We start from the raw sequence: 22,032 nt of genomic DNA on the forward strand, positions 1-22,032 counted from the left end.
CGGAGGTAAAGCGGCGCGGAATGCCGTTTGCCCCCGCGCCGCCCCGGATCACTTGATCGACGCGCGATAGTCCTCGACGACCTGTCCGCCCTCGTCGCCAGCCTCGGCCAGCCATTCGTCGGTCATGGTCTGACCGATCTCGGAGAGTTGCTGCGACAACTCTTCGCTGGGCTCGGACACGGTCATACCGTTTTCCTTCAGCGTCGCGATCTTCTCTTCGGTCTCGGCGCGGCTCATCTCCCAGCCGCGGGTCTCGGCGGCCTTGGCGGCCTCCATCAGCGCGCTGCGCTGATCCTCGGGCAGACCGTCCAGCGCGGCGGTGTTCACGATCACCATGTTCTTGGGCAACCACGCCTGCGTATCGGTGTAGTTATTGGTGAAATCCCAAGCCTGGCTTGAAACGCCGGTCGAGGGCGAAGTGATCATCGCCGCGACACGCCCGGTCGAGAAAGCGGTCGGGATATCGCCGGTTTCCAGCTGGGTCGGGACCGCGCCCATAAGCTGCGCCAGACGCTCGGTTGCCGTGTTGTAGGCGCGGAAACTCTCGCCTTCCAGATCGGCGGTCGAGGTGATCGGCTCCTTGGTATAGATGCTCTGGCCCGGCCACGGCACGGCATAGAGTAGCGTCAGCCCCTGATCGGCCAGCTTCTGTTCGACCACCGGGCGCGAAGCCTCCCAGAGCGCGCGCGACTCGTCGTAGTTGCTGGCCAGGAACGGCACGGAATCGATGCCGAAGATCGGATCCTCGTTAGCCAGCCGGGACATCAGCGTCTCGCCAATCGGCGCGAGGCCACGGCGGACGGAGTCCTTGATCTCGGGATGGCCGAAAAGCGATCCGGCGGAATGCACCGTGATCGTGAGCCCGCCATCGGTGGCGGCCGAGACGTCCTCGGCGAATTTCTGAATATTCTGGGTGTGGAACACGCTGTCGCCATAGGGCGTGGGCATGTCCCACTCTGCGGCAGCGGCGGGTAGCGCGAAGGCAGCGGCGGCGATCGCGCCGGCCAGCGCCGTGGCAAGAGGTCGTGTAAATTGAAAGCTCATTGCGGGGTTCCCTGTCATTGTCGGGCAGACATCTGGACGGGGCCGGCCCCGTCCACCCTTGGGCACCGGCCAAGTCAGGTTGACTGGACGTTGTTAATTTGTCAACATTTTGTGATTCAATCGCAGCAACGGGAAGGAAACGGGATGGCAACGCATCCGGATGCAGGACGCTGGGATTTTTGGATCGACCGTGGCGGCACCTTTACCGACCTGATCGGCCGGGCGCCGGATGGGACTCTTTCCGCGAAAAAACTGCTGTCCGAGAACCCCGAAGCCTATGTGGATGCGGCGATCGAGGGCATCCGGCGGCTGCTGGGCGTCGAGGGCGCCATTCCGCCCGAGCGTGTGGGCACCGTGCGCATGGGCACGACCGTCGCCACCAACGCGCTGCTGGAGCGCAAGGGCGACCGCACGTTGCTGCTGATTACCAAGGGTTTTCGCGATGCGTTGCGCATCGCCTATCAGGATCGCCCCGACATTTTCGCCAAGGAGATCATCCTGCCCGAAATGCTCTATGACCGGGTGGTCGAGGTGGACGAGCGCGTGCGCGCCGACGGCACGGTGGAACGCGCGCTCGACACTGATACGGTCGCTAAGGCGCTGAGCCAGGCCAAGGCCGACGGGATCGACGCGGTCGCCATCGTGCTGATGCATTCCTGGACCGCCCCCGATCACGAACTGGCACTGGAGCAGGCGGCGCGCGATGCGGGATTCGGGCAGGTGTCGGTCAGCCACGAGGTGTCGCCGCTGATCAAGCTGGTCGGGCGCGGCGATACCACGGTGGTGGATGCCTATCTCACCCCTATCCTGTCGCGCTACGTTCAGCAGGTTGCGGATGCGCTGGGAGCCACGCCGCCGGACGAGGAGGGGCCGAGCCTGCAGTTCATGATGTCCTCGGGCGGGCTGACCGCTGCCGACCGCTTCAAGGGGCGCGATGCGATCCTGTCCGGCCCGGCGGGCGGCGTGGTGGGCATGGCGCGCACCGGGCAGATTGCCGGGCATGACCGGGTGATCGGCTTTGACATGGGCGGCACCTCGACCGATGTGGCCCATTTCGATGGCATTTTCGAGCGCACGTTCGAGACGCAGGTCGCGGGGGTGCGCATGCGCGCGCCGATGTTGCAGCTCCATACCGTCGCCGCCGGGGGCGGCTCGATCCTGCATGCCGATCCGGGGCGATTTCGCGTCGGGCCGGACAGCGCGGGCGCCGATCCGGGGCCGGCCTGCTATCGGCGGGGCGGGCCGCTGACCGTTACCGATGTGAACGTCATGCTGGGCAAGCTCAACCCTGACTGGTTCCCGGCCATATTCGGCGAAGGGCAGGACCAGCCGCTGGACCGCGATACCGTGGCCGCGCAATTCGGCGAGATCGCCGAGCGTGAGGGCAAACGCCCCGAAGTCGTGGCCGAAGGTTTCCTGCGCATCGCGGTCGAGAACATGGCCAATGCGATCAAGAAGATCAGCGTGCAGCGCGGCTATGACGTGACGCGCTACTTGCTGAACGCTTTTGGAGGGGCGGGCGGTCAGCATGCCTGCCTCGTTGCCGACGCGCTGGGGATGGAGCGGGTGCTGATCCACCCGCTCTCGGGCTTGCTGTCGGCCTATGGCATCGGCCTCGCCCGCGTGACCGAGGCGCGCCAGAAGGGGCTTGAGGTGGCTCTGGACCCAAAGGAGACCGGGATGGTCGAAGAGGCGCTGTATCGCCTCTCGGATGAGGTGCGCTCGGCCTTGGCCGCGCAAGGCGTCAGCGACGGTGACATGAGCCTCGCGCGGCGTCTGCATTTGCGCTATGCGGGTACCGACACCGCATTGCCGATCGCCTGGGACGGAGACGCGGCCAAGGCCCGCGCCGCGTTTGAGACCGCACATGAAGCCGAGTTCGGCTTTGCCGATCCGGACGCACGCCTGGTGATCGAGTCGGCCGAAATCGAGGGCCAGGCCGCCGAACCGGCCGCCGATCCCGAACCCGAGGCCAGCCCCGAGCGCGCCGAGGCCGAGACCGTGGCAACGGTGCCTGTCTTTTCCGGTGGCGCATGGCATGACGCCGCCGTCGTGCGCCGCGAGGCGCTGACGCCGGGTCGGTATATCTCAGGCCCCGCGCTGGTGATCGAGGCCAACCAGACCGTCGTGGTTGAACCCGGTTGGAACGCCGAGGTGACGGCGCATGACCATATAGTCATGACGCGCAGCGAGGCCGCGCGCCGCGACAGCGCCGTCGGGACCGAGGCCGATCCAGTGCTGCTGGAGGTGTTCAACAACCTTTTCATGAACATTGCCGAACAGATGGGTGTCGCGCTTCAGAAAACCGCGCGCTCAGTCAACATCAAGGAACGGCTCGATTTTTCCTGCGCGGTCTTCGACGCGGATGGGGCGCTGGTTGCCAATGCGCCACATATGCCGGTGCATCTCGGCTCCATGGATCGTAGTGTCGAGACGATCATCCGCCTCAACGAGGGCAGCATTCGGCCCGGGGATGTCTATGCGCTGAACGCGCCCTATAACGGCGGCACCCATCTGCCTGATATCACGGTCGTCACGCCGGTGTTCGACGATGCCGAAAAAGACATCCTCTTCTGGGTCGCCTCACGCGGGCACCATGCGGATGTGGGCGGGATCGCCCCCGGTTCGATGACGCCGCGCGCCACGAAGGTGGACGAAGAGGGTGTTCTGATAGACAATTTCAAGCTGGTCGAGAACGGTCGGTTCCGCGACGGGCCGCTGCGGGAGTTGCTGACCGATCACGCCTATCCCTGCCGCAACCCGGACGAGAATACCGCCGATCTCAAGGCGCAGGTGGCTGCCAATGCACGCGGCGTGGCCGAGCTGCGCCGCATGATCGGGGATTTCGGGCTGGACGTGGTGCAGGCCTATATGGGCCATGTGCAGGACAACGCCGCAGCCGAGGTTGCCCGCGTAATCGGGCGGCTGTCCGATGGCGAGTACGTCTATCCCACCGACACCGGGCAGGAAATCCGCGTCAAGCTGACGGTTGATCGTGAGGCAGGCGAGGCGACGGTCGATTTCACCGGCACCTCTGACGTGTGCGAGAACAACTTCAACGCCCCCGAGCCGGTGACGCGGGCCGCCGTGCTTTATGTCTTTCGTGTGATGGTCGAGGCGGACATCCCGATGAACGCGGGCTGCCTGCGCCCCGTCAAGATCATCGTCCCAAAGGGCTGCATGCTGTCGCCGGAATATCCCGCTGCCGTGGTCGCGGGCAATGTCGAGACCAGCCAGCATGTGACCAACGCGCTGTTCGGCGCGCTGGGTGCCATGGCCAATTCCCAGGGCACCATGAACAACCTGACCTTCGGCAACGCGCGGCACCAGTATTACGAGACGATCTGCTCGGGCAGTCCTGCGGGGCGGATGAATGACGGGCGCGGCTTTGACGGGACCGACGGCGTGCATGTGCACATGACCAATTCGCGCCTGACCGATCCCGAAATTCTGGAGCTGCGCTATCCGGTCGTGCTGGAGTCCTTCGGGATCGATGCGGGGTCAGGGGGCGGCGGCAAATGGAGCGCGGGTAACGGGACCACGCGGCGCATCCGCTTCCTCGAGGATATGGACCTTGCGATCCTGTCGTCCCATCGTGCCCGCCCGCCCCAAGGCGTCGCGGGGGGCCGCGAAGGGCGATGCGGCCGCACGGAAATTCACCGAGCCGATGGCGAGGTCGAGCGGTTGAAGGCCGCCGATCAGGTCAAGATCAGCGCCGGAGATGCGGTTGTGGTGGTCACGCCAACCGCCGGCGGCTTCGGGGAGGCCTAGCGGTTCTGGCGGTGGCGCCCTCGTGCGGCATGGCCCCGGACCGCGCTAAGCGAAAAGAACCCCAGAAAAGCAGGCCGCCACGCCGATGGCACTCAGCACGAGCCGCCGCACCCATCCGGTCCGCCCGATCAGCGCGTAGGACAGGCATGACAGGCCGAGGCCGATCATGGCAAAGGCCAGCAATGCGCCCGCTGTGCGGGTCGAGAGGCGCAGCAAATCGGGATTGGCGATCATCGCCAGTGGAATGACGTAAAGCCCGAGGCCCAGCGCCATCGCCGTCAGCGCGACCTTCAGCCAGTTTTCCCCGATCATCCCTGCCGCGATGAAGACGGCGCCGCAGACGGGCGGTGTGATGGTCGAGAGCAGGGCGAACCAGAAGACGAAGAGATGCGCCTGCAAGGGCTCCAGCCCCAGTTCGGTCAGGGCGGGGCCGGCGACCGACACGCAGATCACGTAGGCGGCGGTCGTGGGCACCTCCATGCCCAGCAGAAGGCAGGCCAGAGCGGTCAGCAGCAGCGCAGGCCAGAGCGCGCCGCCCGATCCCGAAAGAATGATCGAGGTGATCTTGATGCCGAGGCCCGTGACGCCCAGCACGCCGATGATGATCGACGCGCAGATGATGATGGCGGCGATCATCGCGACCTGCTGACCGATGGCGATCATGGCGCTGCCCATGCGGCGGATGCCCTGCGCGAGGTTCATCCGCGGTGTCGCATCAAAGAAGAGCGCGGCCCCACCCGCGAAGATGGCCAGAACGGCGGCATATTGCGGCGTGAACCCCAGCGCGAACATGGCGATCAGCAGGACCGAAAAGGGCACGAGGAAGAAAGCCGAGGTGATCAGCACCATGCGCCGGTCCGGGCGCTCGTCCTCGGGCACCGATTGCAGGTCAAACCGCTGCGCGTAAGCATTGATACCCATCCAGACGGTCAGGAAATAAAGGATGGCGGGCGGCAGCGCAGCCATCATGATCTGAGTGTATGGCACGCCCGTCAGCTCGACCATCACGAAGGCGCCCGCGCCCATCAGCGGCGGCATGATCTGCCCGCCCGAGGAGGCGACAGCCTCGACTGCGGCGGCAAGGCGCTTGGGGTAGCCCAGCTTGGTCATGGCCGGGAGGGTGATCGCCCCGGTCGACGCGACATTGGCCGAGGCCGAGCCCGAGATCGATCCGAAGAGCGCAGAGGACAGAACCGACACCTTGGCCGCCCCGCCCGTCAGGCGCCCTGCGGCGGCGGAGGCGACGTTCATGAAGCCCTGCCCCGCCTCGCCCGCATTCAGCACAGCGCCGAAGATGACGAAAATCGCGACGACGCCCACCGATACGCCCGTAAGGCTACCCCAGAGCCCGCCCTCGGCAATGACGAGCGTGCCGAGGAAGCTGCGCAAGGGCGTGCCCGCATGGCCGAATTCACCCGGAATATGCTGGCCATAGAGACCGTAAAGCAGCGCGCTGAACGCCACCAGCGGCAAGGGCCAGCCGATCATGCGGCGCGCGCCCTCCATCGCGATCAGCAATAGCGCGAGCGACAGCGCGACCTGGAATCCATCCTCCAGAAAACCGTATTGATCGCGCAGCATCTGGTGGTTGAACGCAATCCAGAGGCAGCCAGCGATGCCGACCCCCGTCAAGACCAGACCCAACCACCATCCCGCCCGCGTCTTGGCGGCATAAAGGAACACCCAAGGTAGGATCAGCGCCATGTGCAGCGGACGCGCGACGAGGTTCGGCACCAATCCGTAAAAGATCAGCCCGATATGAAACGCCGCAGAAAGCGCGCCGAGCGCGATCCAGATACCGGCGGAAATGGGGGAGGGTGTCATCATGTAGGGGTGCCTCGCCCTAGCGTGTGGCCCGGACGAGGCAAGGCTTTTATATATGCGCGTCGCTCAGCGCCGCGCCAATTTCATCGTAATAGCGGATCGCGCCGGGGTGGATCCGCGTGGTGATGTTGCTCAGCATGTCGGTCGAGACGCCCGCCCACCAGGCAGCATCCTGCGCCATCTTCTCGCGCGTCTCCCAGTAGATCTTGGTCAGGGTGTAGGCGGTCTTATCGTCCATCTTGGTGGTGGAATAGGCGACAACGGGCAGTGAGGTGGTGGTGATATCCTCGTCCTGCCCGGTATAGGTGCCTGCGGGAATCGTCAGCCGCGTGCGCTTGGACATCTCGATTTGCTCATCGGTCAGCGACAGAACGTTGACCGGAGTCGATGCCGCTGCCTCGATCACATTGGGCGCCGGAAAGCTGCCTGCGGTGACGAAACCGTCGATCTGGCCGTTCTTCAGCGCGTTCACCGCGTTCGACAGCTCGGAATCCGCGATGTTCACCTTACCCTCCAGCCCAAAAAGCGAGATGTATTTCTCACCCTCCGTCGCCCCGAACGAGCCGCTGCCCAGAAGGATCGTCTTGCCTTCCATGCCTTCGAAGGTCGTCACATTGCTTGCCTCGGACATGACGAAATGCATGGTCAGCGACGGGATCGGAAAAAGTGCGCGAATGTCGTCAAAGGCTGGATCGCCCTTGTCCTCGAACATCGCCTTTCCACCCTGTGCCAGCCCGACCAGCGCCGGGGGTGTGGTAAAGACGTAGTCGGCGCCGCGCGCGCGCACTTCCATCACGTTCTGCACTGAGCCCTGGCTTTCCTCGACTGTCACGGCGATCTCGCCGTCGGTGCCGGCCTTCATCGCCTCGGCGATCTGCACCGCCATCTGGAAATAGGACGATCCGGCCTTGGCCGACTTGTAGGTGATGCGCGTCTCGGCCGATGCGGCGCCGGTCATCATCAAGGCAGCAGCCGCGGCTGCACCGATGGATTTCATGAATGTCATTGGTTCTCGCTCCCTTTTATCGGACGCGAGAATTGAGGTTTGGCAGAGGAAAAGCAAGCACTGCCAGATGACCATTTTGCAAAAGTACGGCATTGTTCATGTGCGCAAGAAACGGGTGGAAGGCGCGACCGCTGTCCGGTCCCCTGTCATCGGGATTGGCATGCCTCGGCGCCCATCCGCGTGTGGTGCTCCATCTTTCGGCCCGGGCAAGAGCAAGATTGTCGGGGCCAAGAGCACAACGTCACACCGCAGGTGGCGGAAAATGGATGCGGCTCACATCTGCGATGAAGAACGGAAAGTAGCTCTCGGTGCCGAACATGTTGCCCGCCTCGATGCGGAACGGCAGGCGACACCCTCCGACCTTGCGGAAATCCGACATGACCGCGCCGAAGGGTTGCAGGCGATATTCCTTCTCCGGGTTGGCATTGCTCCAGCGCATGAAGGAAACGACAACCGGCCGGCCGTCACCATCGACTGTCACATCCACCTCTTGGCTTAGATCGCCGTGGCGCACGGTCACGCGGGCGGTGTGCTCATCCGCACTTGTCCAGGCTACGCCCGGACCGGGCAAGAGTGCGGCGGGCGACCAGATCGCGGCCTCGGCCACGAGGCGTCCGAAGGCCGCGCGCGTGTGGTTCCTGTCGCTGCCCAACCGCGCGACCGGTAACAGCCCCAGGACCCGAAACCGCGTCCAGCGGCCCGTATCCGATCCTGAGAGCGGCAATGTGCCGGTGGTGCGCATGGACCAGACGAAGCCGTCCGGCGCGCAAAGGATCTGGCGTGCGTCCATGGGCTGATAGCCTGGCGCCTCCTTTGTCCCCAAGCTGAATTTTCCCGTCATTTCGATGACCGCAACAGTCCAAAGAGGGGTGCCTGGCTTAATGGCATAGCTGAAATAGCGGCGGGCGGGTTCTGGCAGATCGGCCACCATACGCTCCGAGAATTGCGCCGGATCTGATGGCTGTAACGCTTCCAGTCTTTGCCATTCGTCTTGCTCTGCCAGGCGGTCCAGCATGACAAAAATCGCCAGTGTCACAAGAGCAACCGCGAAGATGAGTACGGCGCCGACAGCGATGGCCATTGTAGGTCTCCGATCTCCGGTATTGTGATTACGCTAAGGTCCTACGCGTGTGGCTGCACTGATGCAGATCAAGTGGTGTATCGTGCCTGATCAATTCCTGACGCGACAGAAGCGAAGGTCCGGCGAATGGACCGTTTGCACGGCTAAAGCATTGAGCTACTCCCGGAAGTTTGGACATTGGCGCTAACTGCGCTTTACTGTCGACTGATCTTCAAACCGAAGGACATCAGCGATGTCGAAGCGAAAGCGACATCACCCGGCATTCAAGGCGAAGGTCGCGGTGGAAGCCTTGGAGGATGAGAAGACTATCTGCGAACTGGCTAATCGATCTGGCGTGCAACCCACGATGATCCAGCACCGGAAACGAGCGTCTGGCGCGGCAGGAAAACCGGACCGGCCCAATCAAGAGCCGCCGTTTCAACCTCCCGAACTGACGGGCTGTATAAATAATCCGTACTGGCTGCGCGAGAATCAGATTTTACGGTCGCAGCCGATTTTCCGAAGAGACATGGTGTGCCATCGTGTCGATGAGGGGCGCGTAGTGATTGGGATAATAGCTATCAATCGCAATGGGCGGGCTGGTTTGACGCTCCCGAGACGTTCGGTCCGTCCTTGACTCCGTTTGACCGTAAGGTGATCGAATGAAGTTGGTTGTTTCGTCGTTTTGTCACATGGAAACTCACCAAACTCGGCGGGCCAAACGACAAATGCTCTGACCCTCTCAAGTTTTCGCCCCGAACCTCGTAGGTAGTTTCGACTAAGGGGTGGGCGCTAAAGGCCAGTCATCACTAAAGATAGCCTTCGCTGCGGAAGCTGAGCTCGCAGGATTTTCCGATGATGAGGTGGTCGTGCAGAGTGATGCCCATGACCTCGACGGCCGACTTGATCTTTTGCGTCATGACGATGTCGGCCTCGCTGGGGGTGGGATCGCCCGAGGGATGATTATGGACCAGGATCAGTGCGGAGGCATTCAGTTCGAGCGCGCGTTTGACCACCTCCCTCGGATAGACAGGAACATGATCGACCGTGCCGCTGGCCTGTGCCTCATCGGCAATCAGGACGTTTTTCGTGTCGAGGAAAAAGAGGCGGAACTGCTCGGTGTCGCGATGGGCCATGGTTGTGTGGCAATAGTCAAGGAGTGCGTCCCAGGAGGAGATGACAGGGCGTTGCATCACGCGTGCGCGTGACAGGCGCTGACTGGCGGCCTCGACGATCTTGAGCTCGACGATGACGGCTTCGCCCACGCCGCTCACTGCCTCGAGTCGCGCGGTCGGGGCGGAGATGACGCCGTTGAAATCACCAAACTGATCAAGAAGGGCGCGGGCCAGCGGTTTGACGTCGCGCCGGGGGATGGCACGAAAAAGAACCAGCTCGAGCAGTTCGTAATCCGGCATCGGCGCCGCGCCGCCCTGCATGAACCGTGCGCGCAGGCGGGCGCGGTGATCGCGAATATAGGACGGCTGTGGGGCGCCGGGGGCAAGCGCCACCGAGGGTGCCTCGTCACCGCCGAAGAGGGGCAGGGCCGCCTCGCTGAAATGGGAATAACCGCTCATACGGGTGATGATTGAGCGAGATTGATTAACGGCTGGTTAAGGATGATGGGGTTTTGCGCCTGGAGCGCGGCTTGCCAGGCCAGGGCGGCATTGAAATCGGCCTGCTTTTGCGGCCATATTGCGGGCGAGTTTACATAGGAGCGGCCCCATGGACCTGCGCAAGATTTCGGATAGTTTCAGCGTCTCACCCCAGATCGCACCGGGTGACGTGCCAGCCATCAAGGAGGCGGGATTTCTCGCGATCATGTGCAACCGGCCGGATGGAGAGGATGCAGGCCAGCCCGATATCGCCGAGGTGCAAGCGGCGGCCGAGGATGCGGGTCTGGCCTTTCGCGCGGTGCCGATCATCTCAGGCCAGCTGACCGAGGGCGACGTGGCCGATTTCAAGGCCGCGCTGGATGATCTGCCGCAGCCCGTGCTGGCTTATTGCCGCAGCGGCACGCGCTGCACCACCCTTTGGAGCATCGTGCAGGTCGGCCAGATGCCTGATGACCAGATCGTCTCGGCTGCCGCGGGGGCAGGCTATGACATGCGCGGTATCGTGGCGCAGATGTCCGGGCGCCGCTGATGGGCGAGGCATGGGGCGCGCTGTTGCCCGAGGGCGGATGTGTGACGCTATATGCCGTGCAGGACGGCACCGCTCAGGCGCATGATTTCGCATCGCCCGAAGAAGCGGCGCGCAGCACGGGGATCGCCCCGGGGCGGCTGATCACGCTCGATCCTGCGCAGCGGTCCGCGCCCCCTGCCGGGATCTTGCCGGCGGGCCTCGGCCCGCTGGGCGCGCTTCAGCAGGCGGCGCCTGCCGCTGTCCTGCCGCCCGAGGCGCGGATCCTGATCGCAGGGGCCTTGGCGGCGCAGCCGGAGTGGGATGGCATCATGCTCTTGCCCGAGGTGGAGGTGACGCATTGGGTGCATGTCAGCGCGCGTGAGGTTGTCAGCTTTCAAGGGGCGGTTACCGGCCGTTTGGCCCGCGCACTGGGCGCAAGCGGAGCGGAATTCGACGAGGGAGCCCTGGGCGATACGATGTCACGGCCCGAGCGGCTGGCCGCGCAGTTGAATGCAGCGGCACTGACCGAAGATGCCCCTGCGATACTGGGGCATCTGCTGGGTGCAGAACTGGCGGCGATGCGGCCTTATTGGTTGGGCCAGGAGTTGCGCATCATCGGCACGGCTGCGCCCTATGCGCCGGCTCTGGCGCTACAGGGCGTGATGGCCGAGGCTGTGCCGCGCAGTGGCGCGTGGCATGCCGGCTTGGTGGCCTTGGGCCGGGCCGCAGGATTATGCGATTGACGTCGGGTCGGTCGCGTCTGTCGCGAATGAGTATTTGAAGCCAAGAAAAAACTGCGCACCGGAAACACCTCGCGTGGGGCCGCGCGGAGCCGCCCCATCAAGGGTCACTTCTGGGCAAATGGGGCCGCGTCGCCCCACAGCTCGCGTACGCGCGCATCGCGGCCGCAGGCGTCGCGATAGAGCTTGTACGACTCGGCGTAGCTCTTGATGCCAAAGCGGGTCACTTTCAGCGAGTCGCTCTTGTAGTAGTCCTGGTGATAATCCTCTGCCTGATAAAAGGTCTGCTCGGGCAGAACGGGGGTCACGATATTTTGGCCCAGAGCCTGCCGGGCGCTGGTGATGGCCTGCTGGGCATCTTGTGCCGCGGCGCCATCCGCGAAGATCGCCGTGCGATAGCTTTCGCCGCGGTCGCAGAACTGGCCGCCCGCATCCGTGGGGTCGACCGAGCGCAGGAACATGTTGAGTAGCTGGGGGCGCGTGACCTGCGCCGGATCATACATGATCTGGACCGCCTCAAAGTGGCCGGTGCCGCCGCGCGTGACATCCTTGTAGGTGGGGTTCTTGGTCGTGCCGCCGGTATAGCCGGAGACGACCTCGCTGACGCCCTTGACCTTTTCGAAATCGGCCTCGACGCACCAGAAGCAGCCGCCCGCGACGGTCAGTGTTTGCGTCTCGGCCGCATGGGCGCGGTCGCCCTGAGCGGCAAAACCTACGGCGATCAGGCCGCCCAGAAGCAGAGTTTTCAGATTGGTCATCACTTGGGTCACGCAGGATCCTCCCTAGGGTTCGATGCAGCATGGCGCACGGATGCGCGCCCGCCAACCCGTCGCAACACAGGCTCACGCAAGGGTGAGAAGCAGTGATGAGCTGCTGTCAGATGTCGTAGCGTTTCAGGATCTTGTCAACGCGCTGACCGGAAGCCAGTGGGACATCGGTGCGCCTTGCATAATCGCGAAAGCCTCGGCTTTGATAATAGATCAGCCCGCCTTCATTGTCAGCGCGGATATTGGCGTTGATCCAGACATATCCCAGCGCCTTGGCAGCCTTGGCCGTCGCCGCAAAGAGGGCCGAGCCGATGCCAAGACCGGTGCGCCCGACCTGCACGAAAGTGGCGATGTCGCAGGCCTCGGGGGGCAGATGGCCCGACGGCTCGATATATTGAAAACCGCGCAGCTCGCCCGCGCGGTTCAGCGCGACATGCCAGACCGAGCGGTCGGGCGCGCTGCTCATCATGCCGTTCATGTCGCGGCTGGTCACGGGCTGGGTGCGGGCGGTAGTGCCGCCCTTGGCGACAATCTGGTTCAACAGCTCGGCCATGGGGGGCGCATCCAGCGGCGTGGCGCGGCGTACGGTGATCATGTCATCTGGTCCAGCAGCGTATCGGTGCGCGCGGTGAACTCGCTACGGGTTTCCAGCGGGGGGCGCAGGCGGATTGCCAGCCCCTCGATCAGGGACTGATCGGGGCGGCCAAAGAAGCGGTCGGCCTCGGACACATCGAACCCGGCAATCTGGGTCGCCTCCATCCATGCGCTGACCCTGTCGGCCTTCTTGATCTGTTTCTTGACCGAGGCAGGGATGGCGGCGGGCAGGCCAAAGCGGATATGGATCGCGGCAGCCAGGCGCTTGTCCATCTCGTCATAGCCGGGGCCGACTGCGTTCTTGACCGGCGAGATCATGTCACCGATCACGTATTCGGGCGCATCATGCAGAAGGGCGGCCAGTTGCCACTTGGCGGGCGCACGGGGCGAGATGCGGCGGAAGATCTCTTCGACCAGCAAGGAATGCTCGGCCACGGAATAGGCGTAATCCCCCAGCGTCTGACCATTCCAGCGGGCGACGAAGGCGAGGCCGTGGGCGATATCGGTGATCTCGATATCCATCGGGGTCGGGTCCAGCAGATCCAGCCTGCGGCCCGAGAGCATCTTTTGCCACGCCCTTGCGGCGGTGGCTCGCGGTTTCGAAGCGGGGGTATTGGGCATCATCGCCTCCGGAGTTTCGTTGCCGCCCTGCATAGCGCCCGGCGTAAGTGTGTTCCAGCATTGCCGCATTGGCCGCCCGGTGCTATCTGCCCGGCAACGCCTCAATTCCGAAGGAGCCAACAACCATGGCACAGGACTATATCGTCAAGGACATCAATCTGGCCGCCTATGGCCGCAAGGAACTGGACATCGCCGAGACCGAGATGCCGGGCCTGATGGCCCTGCGCGAGGAATTCGGTGAGCAAAAGCCGCTGAAGGGCGCGCGGATCGTCGGCTCGCTTCATATGACGATCCAGACCGCGGTGCTGATCGAGACGCTGAATGCGCTGGGCGCCGATGTGCGCTGGGCGTCCTGCAACATCTTTTCCACGCAGGACCACGCAGCGGCGGCGATTGCCGAGGGCGGCACCCCCGTCTTTGCCGTGAAGGGCCAGACACTGGTCGAGCATTGGGATTACCTTGACCGGTCCTTCCAGTTTGCCGAAGGCGCGAACATGATCCTCGACGATGGCGGCGACGCGACCCTCTATGTTCTTTTGGGCGCGCGCGTCGAGGCCGGCGAGACGGACCTGATCGAAGTGCCCACCTCGGAAGAGGAAGAGGCCGTTTTCGCCCAAATCAAGAAGCGCATGAAGGAAAGCCCCGGTTGGTTCACCAAGACGCGTGACGCGATCAGGGGCGTCTCGGAAGAGACGACGACTGGCGTGCATCGCCTTTATGATCTGCACAAGAAAGGCCTGCTGCCCTTCCCGGCGATCAATGTGAACGATTCAGTGACCAAGTCGAAATTCGACAACAAGTATGGCTGCAAGGAAAGCCTCGTCGACGGTATCCGCCGCGCGACCGACACGATGATGGCCGGCAAGGTCGCTGTCGTGCTGGGCTATGGCGATGTCGGCAAGGGTTCGGCCGCGTCTCTGCGCGGCGCGGGTGCGCGCGTGAAGGTGACCGAGGTGGACCCCATTTGCGCGCTTCAGGCGGCGATGGACGGGTTCGAGGTGGTGCTGCTCGAGGATGTGCTGGGCACCGCCGACATCTTCATCACCACGACTGGCAACAAGGACGTCATCCGCATCGAGCATATGCGCGAGATGAAGGATATGGCGATCGTCGGCAATATTGGCCATTTCGATAATGAAATTCAGGTCGCGAGCCTGAAGAACCACAAATGGACCAACATCAAGGAACAGGTGGACATGATCGAGATGCCCTCGGGCAACCGTCTGATCCTGCTCAGCGAGGGGCGCCTGCTGAACCTTGGCAATGCCACGGGGCACCCCAGCTTTGTCATGTCCGCGAGCTTCACCAACCAGGTTCTGGCGCAGATCGAGCTGTGGAAGAACGGTGATCAGTACGAGAACGAGGTCTACATCCTGCCCAAGCATCTGGACGAGAAGGTCGCGCGCCTGCATCTGGATCGCATCGGGGTTAAGCTGACTTCGCTAAGCAAGGATCAGGCGGATTACATCGGCGTCACACCCGAGGGTCCCTTCAAACCCGAGCATTATCGCTACTGATTTTTCCTAAAAACAACGGGAACCGACAGGTTTCCGCCGATGCAGGCAGGGCCCTTGGCGGGTTTCTGCCTGCTTTGCGTTTCGGGGGCTGAGCGCCCCGGAACCAGTGCGCCTCATCGCGACTTGTCTGGTCATAACTTGGAGCCAAGGAGGAGATCCAAAATGACACTCAAGACACTCATGATGACAGCCGCCGCTTCCGCACTGATCGCAGGCGGAGCAATCGCACAAGATACCGCGACCACTGAAGCAGATACGGCCGTAGGCACCGAAATGTCGGCAGATGCGCCTGCGGCGACGCCCGCCTTCACCTCGATCGAGGAAATGACCGTGGGCGATATCGTCGGCCAGAACGTTTACGAGCCGAACGGCGATACCATCGGTGACATCGACTATGTTGTCGGCGCCGGAGACAGTGCCGATGCTGTGATCGGAATTGGTGGCTTTCTGGGTCTGGGTGAATACACCGTCGCCTTGCCGCTGAGCGACTTCACCTACGACGCTGATCAGCAGATGATCAAGCTGGACACCACCAAGGACGCCCTCAAGGAGCTGCCTGAGTTCGACGAGTCCAATGCCGAAAGCCTGCCGGACGAGACGCCCCTGGCCGATCTGATGGCAAGCAACGACAGCGCCGATCCGGCGGCGACAACGGGTGACGCAGCAACTTCCAGCGACAGCATGTCGTCGGATAGCATGTCAGGCGATGCGGCCACCACGGACGACGCTGCATCGAGCGACGCGGCGACGGACATCAGCACGGAAGAGACCGATAGCTCAATGTCCAGCGAGTCCGATGCACCGGATGCCGACACCGCCGAAGGTGCTGACACCGAGGCGACGACCGAAGGCAATGCCGAGGCAGAAGCGACGACCGAAGGCGCGGCAGATGCTGAACTGACGACCGAAAGCGAAGTGGAAGCCGAAGAGCAGAAGACCGAATAATCCGGTCCTACCTCGTTAGAGGCAAATCGACCCCCGGCTCAAGTGCCGGGGGTTTTTGCGTTTCAGCGCACGCGAATGGCCCACGGGATTTTTTCATTGTTAAATGGTCTGCAGCCGATAGTCTTTGGCCAGCCGCTTTGCGGCTTGGGACATTGATTGGCGGGCAAACCGCGACAAAAGGAGATTTCAGATGGGCAAACGTGACGATTTGATCGCGCGCTACGCGGACGACCTCAAGAATAAATGCGGGATGACGCCGGACATGGACCTGCTGACCAAGGTCACCATCGGATGCGGTCCGTCGATCTACGATGCAGATGCATCCACCGTTGCCTCCAGCCAGACCGGAGAGCTGGAAACAGTGAAGAACAATTTCCTGATCAAGAAACTGGGCCTCGCTGATGGGCCCGAATTGATGGGCGGGATCCAGGAGGTGCTCCGGATCTATGGCCACTCGGAGCGGAACAAGTATCGTGCGGTAGTCTATTACATGCTGACCAAGCATTTCGGCAAGGAAGCCGTCTACAGCTGATCGCCTTGTACCGGCAAGCAGCGCCCGTCATCAGCATGACGGGCGTTTTGATTGGTATGGCAATCGTGGCGGCCCGTCCTAGATATGGGTCACAGGCGCGCGGGGCACATGCATTGATGCGGTGCGCGATCCGTCCCAGTCCCTCAGGCAAGGAGCCGTGGAATGACACATCATACTGCTGACATGCAGGCGGCTCCGGACCGCGAGGATGCCTCGGGCGCGCTGGCGGTCCTGCGGCGCTGGGCGGCGACGGCCACCCCCGAGGAGGTCGCGGATCTGGACCCGGCGATCGCGCGTCTTCTGCCGCGCGGCGAGGTGTCGAACTATCCCTCCCTGTCGCGCAGCTACCCCGATGATTTCGCAGCGGATTCCAGCTATCGCGCCACCATGCCCGATCTACAGAACGGGCCGGCATCGCTGATCAGGGGGGCGCGTCAGCAGCTGCAGCATGTGGGCATTTCCAACTTCCGCCTGCCGATCCGTTTTCACACGCGCGACAATGGCGATCTGACGCTTGAGACCTCCGTGACGGGCACCGTCAGCCTTGAGGCGAACAAGAAGGGCATCAACATGTCCCGGATCATGCGCAGCTTTTACAAGCATGCCGAAAAGACCTTCAGTTTCGAAGTGATCGAGGCGGCGCTGGACGATTACATCGCCGATCTGGGCAGCGTCGATGCGCGTATCCAGATGCGGTTTTCCTATCCGGCCAAGGTCCGTTCGCTGCGGTCCGGACTGGAAGGGTATCAGTATTACGACATCGCGCTGGAGTTGGTCGAGACAAGTGGGACACGGCGCAAGTTCATGCATCTCGACTATGTCTATTCCTCGACCTGCCCCTGCTCCTTGGAGCTGAGCGAGCATGCGCGGCAGGCGCGCGGGCAGCTTGCCACACCCCATTCGCAGCGCTCCGTCGCGCGGATTTCGGTCGAGGTGTGCTGCAATGATTGCCTCTGGTTCGAAGACCTGATCGAGTTGGCCCGCGCCGCCGTTCCGACCGAGACGCAGGTCATGGTCAAGCGCGAGGATGAACAGGCCTTTGCCGAGCTGAACGCGGCGAATCCGATCTTTGTCGAGGACGCAGCCCGCCTCTTTTGCGAAAGGCTGCTGTCCGATGGGCGAATCGGTGATTTCCGCGTTGTCGCCAGTCACCAGGAAAGCCTGCACAGCCACGATGCCGTCAGCGTCCTGACCGAAGGTGACACTTTTGCCGCGCAAAGTCTGGATCCCAAACTATTTTCAACCCTCGTTCATGGGGGGTGAAGCTGCGCGGGTGTTCGGGATGTGAGCATGCATCGGCGGATTCATGTGCATGGCAAGGGCGCGACAAGATGATCCTTGGAGCGAAGTCACACGCTATGCGATAGTCTTCCTAGTGCAACCCTCTGCCAAGGGAGACTACAATGACTCACAAGAATCTTCCGCCTCACTATTCTGCCGTCGGCATTCAGATGATGGGCCAGATGTTCGAGCAACAGATGCGTATCGCCCAATTGTTTGGCGCGGCCGCGCTGGCCAGCAACGCCGCCATGTTCAGCGCACCGAAAGACAGAGCGGGTGATCGGGTTTCGGCGAGAGATATCGCCAAATCCTCAACGCAGTCCGCAAAGACCGTCAAGCGCACCCATTCCTTTCCTGTCTGATTAGACTCAACCGCGCCAGACGGTTTCGGCCAGAGGCGCGGCCAGATCGGGCGCCGCGTTCATCAGCGGCGGGCGCAGGTTCAGCCAGCGCGCGTCGTCGGTTTCCTGCGCCTTCAGCGCCTTGAGGCCGGGAATCAGCCCACCCGAAAAAACCGCAGCGCGATGCGCATCGATCTGCGGTTTCAGGGCTGCTGCGGCCTCGGTATCGCCAGCGCGCGCCAGATCGTAGAGCCTGCGAATCCCGGCCGCATTCGAATTGCAACTGGCCGAGATGCAGCCGCCGCCCCCCAGCGCCATCGCCTCCAGCATCGCGCCTTCGCTACCGGGAAAGACGGAAATGCCGGGCGCGGCCTCGATCACGGCGCGGGTGTTGTCCCAATTTCCGGAACTGTCCTTGAGCGCGGTCACGACTTCGGGGAATGCCTGATTGAGCCGTGCGGCGAGAGTGGGGGTGAACCCGATCCCGGCATATTGCGGGATGTGGTAGAGGCAGATGGTCAGCGTCTCGCTGCCGACCTTTTCGATCAGCAGGCTGAAATAGCGGTAGAGTCCTTCGTCGCTGGCGGTGACGAAAAAGAACGGCGGCAGCGTCATCACCGCCCGGCAGCCCAAATCAACGGCATGGCTGCAAAGCGCGGCCGTTTCGTCGAGGTTGCACAGCCCGGTGCCCGGTATCAGCTGATCTGGGCGCGCGGCGCCGCTCTCGATCAGCAACTCGACCAGCCGCATCCGCTCGGCCACCGAATGGCTGAGCGCCTCGCTGGTCGTCCCGAAGGGAGACAGGTAATGCGAGCCTTGAGCAAGGCAGTGGCGCGCGTGATCCAGATAGAGATCATCCGCGACGCTGAAATCATCTTTGAAGGGTGTCAGCAGGGGCGTGACGATACCAGTCAGGCGGTCGGTCATTGGGGCCAGCTTTCGCAAAGGGTTACACCGCGTCCAGCGCCTGCCGGATATCCGCGATCAGATCATCCGTATCTTCTATCCCCAGCGACAGACGCACAAGGCCCGGCGTAATGCCAAGGCTCATCCGCTGATCCTCGGGAAGGCGCTGATGCGTTGTCGTCGCGGGGTGGGTGATGATGGATTTCGTATCGCCCAGATTATTCGAGATCAGCACGATTTTCAGCGCGTTGAGAAAGCGGAACGCCTCGGGCTGGCCGCCCAGATCCAACGCGACGACAGTGCCGCCCTTGCCCATGAGGCGCGTGGTCAGATCATGCTGTGGATGGCTGGCATGGCCGGGATAGATGGCACGCTTGACCTTGGGGTGGTCCTGCAGTGCCTCGGTCAACGCCAGCGCGGTGGCGGCCTGCGCGCGCACGCGCAGGTCGATCGTCTCGAGCCCCTTGAGCATGACCCAGGCCGTGAAGGGCGACATCGAGCCGCCGGTATGCTTCATGTAAGGCTCGACCGTGCCGCGAATGAACTCGCGCGTGCCAAGGATCACGCCGCCCAGCGCACGGCCCTGACCGTCGATATGTTTGGTCGCGGAATAGACGACCACGTCGGCGCCCTGCTTGATGGCACGGGAGAAAACGGGCGTTGCGAAGACGTTATCGACGATCACCGTCGCGCCATGGATATGGGCCAGCTTCGTCACCGCCTCGATATCGACCACTTCCAGTGTGGGATTGGCGATTGTCTCGAAAAAGACGGCGGTGGTGTCAGGGCGGATCGCCTTTCTCCATTGCTCCAGATCGGTGCCATCGACGAAGGTCACCTCGACGCCGTAGCGGGTGAGCACTTCGCTCAGCACATAAAGGCATGAGCCGAAAAGAGCGCGCGCGGCGACAACATGATCGCCCGCCTTGAGCGTGGACGTCAGTGCGCCCGACACGGCAGCCATGCCGCTGGCGGTGGCAAAGGCATCCTCGGCGCCCTCGATCATCGCGATGCGCTTTTCGAACATTGCCGTGGTCGGGTTGCCGTAGCGGGCATAGATGTAATCATCCGGCCCGGTCTGGATGAAGCGCGCCTCGGCGGCCTCGGCGCTGTCGTAAACGAAGCCTTGGGTGAGGAAGATCGCCTCGCTGACCTCGCCCCACTGGCTGCGCGCGGTGCCGCCATGCACGAGCGCCGTGCGTGTTTTCCAATCATCTGTCATGTCTTTGACCTCCGGGCCATCGCCCCTAAAAAACCCCCGAGCCGGTCATGCGAAAAGGGGGGCCTTTCCCGTGACCTTTTAGCGAATTGTTTAACGTGGCCCGCAATCCGGTAACAAATCACCACGCTGCGCAGATACTCCTGCGCCGTGCCTGCGTCAACTGGTGGAGCCTACGGCGGGGATATTTGCAGCAAGAAGAATGGACGGTCACTCTTCGGGCGTGGACTTGTGCTCTTCGAAAAGTTTGGACTGGGTGATGAAGAAGACGAAGATGGCCGCGGTCAGGCCGAATGTCTTGAAATAGACCCAGATCTCCTCGCTTTGTGTGCGCCAGATGATTTCATTGAGGAGGGCGAGGCCGAAGAAGAAGAGCATGAGGCGACGGGTGAGGATCATCCAACCCTGCCGCGTCAGCGGCATGACCGTGTCCATCATCGTCTGCAGGTAGGACCTGCCCTGCAGAAGGCCCACGCCGAGGATGCCGCCGAAAAGCAGGTAGATGATCGTTGGCTTCATCTTGAAGAACTTCGGATCGTTGAACCAGATGCTGAGGCCGCCGAAGACGGTAATGAGGATCGCCGTCATCACTTGCATCTTCGACAGGTGCCCGGTCAGCGCCCAGAGGATGCCGATCGAGACGAGGAACACCGGGATGAAGCCTGCGGTGACGATGATGAAGCCGTCATACTCGGTGCCGCCGATGGTGAATACCCGGTCCTTGAGCCAGATATAGGCAACGAAAAAGGCGAGAATCGGCCCCAGTTCGAGCGCGGTTTTCAGCCCGCCGCTGATTTGTCTTTCGCTCATGTTTCCTCCTTGGGGGCTTATCCGCCCATCTCAACTATTACGGCGCCCGCCGCAATCAATGCCATCAGGGCGGTACGCCTCGGTCCTACCGTCTCGCCCAGGAAAAGCCAGCCGATGAGGGCGGCAAAAACGGCCGATGTCTCGCGCAGGACCGCCGCCTCGCCCACGCTGTCGAGGCGGGTGGCCAGCATGATTGCCCCGAAGGACATGAGCGCAACAGCGCCGCCTATGACGCCGCGCAGCATCAGTCCCGCAGGGGCAGGGGGCGCCTCCATGCGGCGCCAGCGGAGGGCGGCGATCACCGGCATCGTCAGCCCGTCGATCAGAAAAAACCACGCGAGGAAGGTAAAGGGATCGGCAGTGGCCCGGATGCCGTAGGCGTCATAGGTGGTATAGGCTGCTACCAGAAGGCCCGTCATCACCGCCAGCGTCAGCGCCGCCGGCAGCGTGTCGCGCGCGGTTTCGAGAAATATCAGGTTATAGATGGCCAAGCCGAAGATGCCCGAGAGGAGCACCGCAACGCCCGCCCATTGCACGAGGTTGAACGTCTCGCCAAAGATCAGGTAGGCGCCGATCACTGCAAAGAGCGGCCCGGTTCCGCGCACCACCGGATAGACTACGGTGAAGGCGCCGCGCGAGTAGGCCATCGCCTGCAGGATCTTGTAGCCGGTATGGATGGCCCAGGCGCCGACAAAGATGATCCACATATGCGGTTCAGGCCACGGGACGATGAGGAGGGCGAAGGGCGCGGCCATCGCGGCATAGCTGATATCGACCGCGCCCCGTGTCAGCCATGGATCGTGGCGGCCCTTCTGGATCGCGCCGAAGGCAGCATGTAGGATGGCGGCCATGATGGCGAGGGCAAGGGCCAGGTGATGACCTGCCGCCGTGCCTTCGAGGGAGATGAGCCAATCGCTCATCCGAAGGAGCGGT

Annotated in this window: 20 protein-coding genes and 1 riboswitch; of the genes, 8 read left to right on the forward strand and 12 right to left on the reverse strand. The window is 62.9% G+C overall.

Annotated features, from left to right (window positions below; all coding sequences use genetic code 11):
* Nucleotides 1–48: 48 nt before the first annotated feature.
* Nucleotides 49–1,044: a TRAP transporter substrate-binding protein gene (locus ACEWPM_RS07605; protein ID WP_393961059.1), complete on the reverse strand. Its 996-nt coding sequence runs from the start codon at nucleotides 1,042–1,044 to the stop codon at nucleotides 49–51.
* 144 nt (nucleotides 1,045–1,188) lie between these two features.
* On the opposite strand from ACEWPM_RS07605, the gene ACEWPM_RS07610 reads away from it, so the two are divergent.
* Nucleotides 1,189–4,815 carry a hydantoinase B/oxoprolinase family protein gene (locus ACEWPM_RS07610; RefSeq protein ID WP_393961060.1) on the forward strand — a complete coding sequence of 1,209 codons (3,627 nt, stop codon included), beginning with the start codon at nucleotides 1,189–1,191 and terminating at the stop codon, nucleotides 4,813–4,815.
* A 45-nt stretch (nucleotides 4,816–4,860) separates the two neighbouring features.
* Here the strand turns inward: ACEWPM_RS07610 and ACEWPM_RS07615 are convergent, their stop codons facing one another.
* From ACEWPM_RS07615 to radC, 4 genes are all read right to left on the reverse strand, one after another.
* Nucleotides 4,861–6,642 (reverse strand): TRAP transporter permease, encoded by a 1,782-nt coding sequence (locus ACEWPM_RS07615; protein WP_393961061.1) that lies wholly within the window; start codon nucleotides 6,640–6,642, stop codon nucleotides 4,861–4,863.
* Between the two features lie 46 nt (nucleotides 6,643–6,688).
* On the reverse strand, nucleotides 6,689–7,645 hold the full coding sequence (locus ACEWPM_RS07620) for a TAXI family TRAP transporter solute-binding subunit (protein WP_393961062.1): 957 nt from the start codon (nucleotides 7,643–7,645) through the stop codon (nucleotides 6,689–6,691).
* Between the two features lie 241 nt (nucleotides 7,646–7,886).
* A complete protein-coding gene (locus ACEWPM_RS07625) occupies nucleotides 7,887–8,726 on the reverse strand; it encodes a DUF6544 family protein (RefSeq protein ID WP_393961063.1) in 840 nt (279 codons plus the stop codon).
* A 788-nt stretch (nucleotides 8,727–9,514) separates the two neighbouring features.
* Entirely contained in the window at nucleotides 9,515–10,279 is a 765-nt protein-coding gene (gene radC / locus ACEWPM_RS07630) for a RadC family protein (RefSeq protein ID WP_393961064.1), read from the reverse strand.
* A 148-nt stretch (nucleotides 10,280–10,427) separates the two neighbouring features.
* Here radC and ACEWPM_RS07635 point away from each other — a divergent pair, with 148 nt between their 5' ends.
* Nucleotides 10,428–10,847, forward strand: a complete 420-nt coding sequence (locus ACEWPM_RS07635) for a protein tyrosine phosphatase family protein (protein WP_393961065.1) — start codon at nucleotides 10,428–10,430, stop codon at nucleotides 10,845–10,847.
* Complete coding sequence (locus tag ACEWPM_RS07640; RefSeq protein ID WP_393961066.1) at nucleotides 10,847–11,569, forward strand: 2-dehydro-3-deoxygalactonokinase; 723 nt, start codon at nucleotides 10,847–10,849, stop codon at nucleotides 11,567–11,569. Before ACEWPM_RS07635 ends, ACEWPM_RS07640 begins: the two co-directional genes overlap by 1 nt.
* Nucleotides 11,570–11,673: 104 nt before the next feature.
* Here the strand turns inward: ACEWPM_RS07640 and msrA are convergent, their stop codons facing one another.
* From msrA to ACEWPM_RS07655, 3 genes are all read right to left on the reverse strand, one after another.
* Nucleotides 11,674–12,324 carry a peptide-methionine (S)-S-oxide reductase MsrA gene (gene msrA, locus ACEWPM_RS07645; RefSeq protein WP_393961446.1) on the reverse strand — a complete coding sequence of 217 codons (651 nt, stop codon included), beginning with the start codon at nucleotides 12,322–12,324 and terminating at the stop codon, nucleotides 11,674–11,676.
* A 118-nt stretch (nucleotides 12,325–12,442) separates the two neighbouring features.
* Nucleotides 12,443–12,928 (reverse strand): GNAT family N-acetyltransferase, encoded by a 486-nt coding sequence (locus tag ACEWPM_RS07650; protein ID WP_393961067.1) that lies wholly within the window; start codon nucleotides 12,926–12,928, stop codon nucleotides 12,443–12,445.
* Nucleotides 12,925–13,548 carry an HD domain-containing protein gene (locus tag ACEWPM_RS07655; protein ID WP_393961068.1) on the reverse strand — a complete coding sequence of 208 codons (624 nt, stop codon included), beginning with the start codon at nucleotides 13,546–13,548 and terminating at the stop codon, nucleotides 12,925–12,927. Before ACEWPM_RS07655 ends, ACEWPM_RS07650 begins: the two co-directional genes overlap by 4 nt.
* Nucleotides 13,549–13,673: 125 nt before the next feature.
* Here ACEWPM_RS07655 and ahcY point away from each other — a divergent pair, with 125 nt between their 5' ends.
* From ahcY to ACEWPM_RS07680, 5 genes are all read left to right on the forward strand, one after another.
* Nucleotides 13,674–15,065, forward strand: a complete 1,392-nt coding sequence (gene ahcY / locus ACEWPM_RS07660; RefSeq protein ID WP_393961069.1) for an adenosylhomocysteinase — start codon at nucleotides 13,674–13,676, stop codon at nucleotides 15,063–15,065.
* 162 nt (nucleotides 15,066–15,227) lie between these two features.
* The gene (locus ACEWPM_RS07665) at nucleotides 15,228–16,010 is read left to right on the forward strand and encodes a PRC-barrel domain-containing protein (RefSeq protein WP_393961070.1); all 783 of its coding nucleotides are present in this window, start codon (nucleotides 15,228–15,230) and stop codon (nucleotides 16,008–16,010) included.
* A gap of 190 nt (nucleotides 16,011–16,200) precedes the next feature.
* The gene (locus tag ACEWPM_RS07670; protein ID WP_393961071.1) at nucleotides 16,201–16,542 is read left to right on the forward strand and encodes a DUF2853 family protein; all 342 of its coding nucleotides are present in this window, start codon (nucleotides 16,201–16,203) and stop codon (nucleotides 16,540–16,542) included.
* 162 nt (nucleotides 16,543–16,704) lie between these two features.
* Nucleotides 16,705–17,805, forward strand: coding sequence for a GTP cyclohydrolase FolE2 (folE2, locus tag ACEWPM_RS07675; RefSeq protein WP_393961072.1), 1,101 nt, complete (start codon nucleotides 16,705–16,707; stop codon nucleotides 17,803–17,805).
* A gap of 200 nt (nucleotides 17,806–18,005) precedes the next feature.
* Nucleotides 18,006–18,185, forward strand: a complete 180-nt coding sequence (locus ACEWPM_RS07680) for a hypothetical protein (protein WP_393961073.1) — start codon at nucleotides 18,006–18,008, stop codon at nucleotides 18,183–18,185.
* A gap of 6 nt (nucleotides 18,186–18,191) precedes the next feature.
* Here the strand turns inward: ACEWPM_RS07680 and ACEWPM_RS07685 are convergent, their stop codons facing one another.
* The 4 genes from ACEWPM_RS07685 to ACEWPM_RS07700 form a co-directional block, all read right to left on the reverse strand.
* Nucleotides 18,192–19,091, reverse strand: a complete 900-nt coding sequence (locus tag ACEWPM_RS07685; protein WP_393961075.1) for a dihydrodipicolinate synthase family protein — start codon at nucleotides 19,089–19,091, stop codon at nucleotides 18,192–18,194.
* Nucleotides 19,092–19,113: 22 nt separating this feature from the next.
* Nucleotides 19,114–20,292, reverse strand: coding sequence for an O-succinylhomoserine sulfhydrylase (metZ, locus tag ACEWPM_RS07690; protein ID WP_393961076.1), 1,179 nt, complete (start codon nucleotides 20,290–20,292; stop codon nucleotides 19,114–19,116).
* A 58-nt stretch (nucleotides 20,293–20,350) separates the two neighbouring features.
* Nucleotides 20,351–20,427: riboswitch (SAM riboswitch) on the reverse strand.
* A gap of 72 nt (nucleotides 20,428–20,499) precedes the next feature.
* The gene (locus tag ACEWPM_RS07695) at nucleotides 20,500–21,099 is read right to left on the reverse strand and encodes an inner membrane-spanning protein YciB (protein ID WP_393961077.1); all 600 of its coding nucleotides are present in this window, start codon (nucleotides 21,097–21,099) and stop codon (nucleotides 20,500–20,502) included.
* Between the two features lie 17 nt (nucleotides 21,100–21,116).
* A complete protein-coding gene (locus ACEWPM_RS07700) occupies nucleotides 21,117–22,019 on the reverse strand; it encodes an EamA family transporter (RefSeq protein WP_393961078.1) in 903 nt (300 codons plus the stop codon).
* Between the last annotated feature and the right edge of the window lie 13 nt (nucleotides 22,020–22,032).

The organism is Roseovarius maritimus (genome assembly GCF_043355895.2).
Lineage (GTDB): Bacteria > Pseudomonadota > Alphaproteobacteria > Rhodobacterales > Rhodobacteraceae > Roseovarius > Roseovarius maritimus.

What these genes read in the sequence shown, in the direction of transcription:
- ACEWPM_RS07605 (WP_393961059.1), bottom strand. Translation starts at nt 1,044, where the DNA reads ATGAGCTTTCAATTTACACGACCTCTTGCCACGGCGCTGGCCGGCGCG.
- ACEWPM_RS07610 (WP_393961060.1), top strand. Translation starts at nt 1,189, where the DNA reads ATGGCAACGCATCCGGATGCAGGACGCTGGGATTTTTGGATCGACCGT.
- ACEWPM_RS07615 (WP_393961061.1), bottom strand. Translation starts at nt 6,642, where the DNA reads ATGATGACACCCTCCCCCATTTCCGCCGGTATCTGGATCGCGCTCGGC.
- ACEWPM_RS07620 (WP_393961062.1), bottom strand. Translation starts at nt 7,645, where the DNA reads ATGACATTCATGAAATCCATCGGTGCAGCCGCGGCTGCTGCCTTGATG.
- ACEWPM_RS07625 (WP_393961063.1), bottom strand. Translation starts at nt 8,726, where the DNA reads ATGGCCATCGCTGTCGGCGCCGTACTCATCTTCGCGGTTGCTCTTGTG.
- radC (WP_393961064.1), bottom strand. Translation starts at nt 10,279, where the DNA reads ATGAGCGGTTATTCCCATTTCAGCGAGGCGGCCCTGCCCCTCTTCGGC.
- ACEWPM_RS07635 (WP_393961065.1), top strand. Translation starts at nt 10,428, where the DNA reads ATGGACCTGCGCAAGATTTCGGATAGTTTCAGCGTCTCACCCCAGATC.
- ACEWPM_RS07640 (WP_393961066.1), top strand. Translation starts at nt 10,847, where the DNA reads ATGGGCGAGGCATGGGGCGCGCTGTTGCCCGAGGGCGGATGTGTGACG.
- msrA (WP_393961446.1), bottom strand. Translation starts at nt 12,324, where the DNA reads ATGACCAATCTGAAAACTCTGCTTCTGGGCGGCCTGATCGCCGTAGGT.
- ACEWPM_RS07650 (WP_393961067.1), bottom strand. Translation starts at nt 12,928, where the DNA reads ATGATCACCGTACGCCGCGCCACGCCGCTGGATGCGCCCCCCATGGCC.
- ACEWPM_RS07655 (WP_393961068.1), bottom strand. Translation starts at nt 13,548, where the DNA reads ATGCCCAATACCCCCGCTTCGAAACCGCGAGCCACCGCCGCAAGGGCG.
- ahcY (WP_393961069.1), top strand. Translation starts at nt 13,674, where the DNA reads ATGGCACAGGACTATATCGTCAAGGACATCAATCTGGCCGCCTATGGC.
- ACEWPM_RS07665 (WP_393961070.1), top strand. Translation starts at nt 15,228, where the DNA reads ATGACACTCAAGACACTCATGATGACAGCCGCCGCTTCCGCACTGATC.
- ACEWPM_RS07670 (WP_393961071.1), top strand. Translation starts at nt 16,201, where the DNA reads ATGGGCAAACGTGACGATTTGATCGCGCGCTACGCGGACGACCTCAAG.
- folE2 (WP_393961072.1), top strand. Translation starts at nt 16,705, where the DNA reads ATGACACATCATACTGCTGACATGCAGGCGGCTCCGGACCGCGAGGAT.
- ACEWPM_RS07680 (WP_393961073.1), top strand. Translation starts at nt 18,006, where the DNA reads ATGTTCGAGCAACAGATGCGTATCGCCCAATTGTTTGGCGCGGCCGCG.
- ACEWPM_RS07685 (WP_393961075.1), bottom strand. Translation starts at nt 19,091, where the DNA reads ATGACCGACCGCCTGACTGGTATCGTCACGCCCCTGCTGACACCCTTC.
- metZ (WP_393961076.1), bottom strand. Translation starts at nt 20,292, where the DNA reads ATGACAGATGATTGGAAAACACGCACGGCGCTCGTGCATGGCGGCACC.
- ACEWPM_RS07695 (WP_393961077.1), bottom strand. Translation starts at nt 21,099, where the DNA reads ATGAGCGAAAGACAAATCAGCGGCGGGCTGAAAACCGCGCTCGAACTG.
- ACEWPM_RS07700 (WP_393961078.1), bottom strand. Translation starts at nt 22,019, where the DNA reads ATGAGCGATTGGCTCATCTCCCTCGAAGGCACGGCGGCAGGTCATCAC.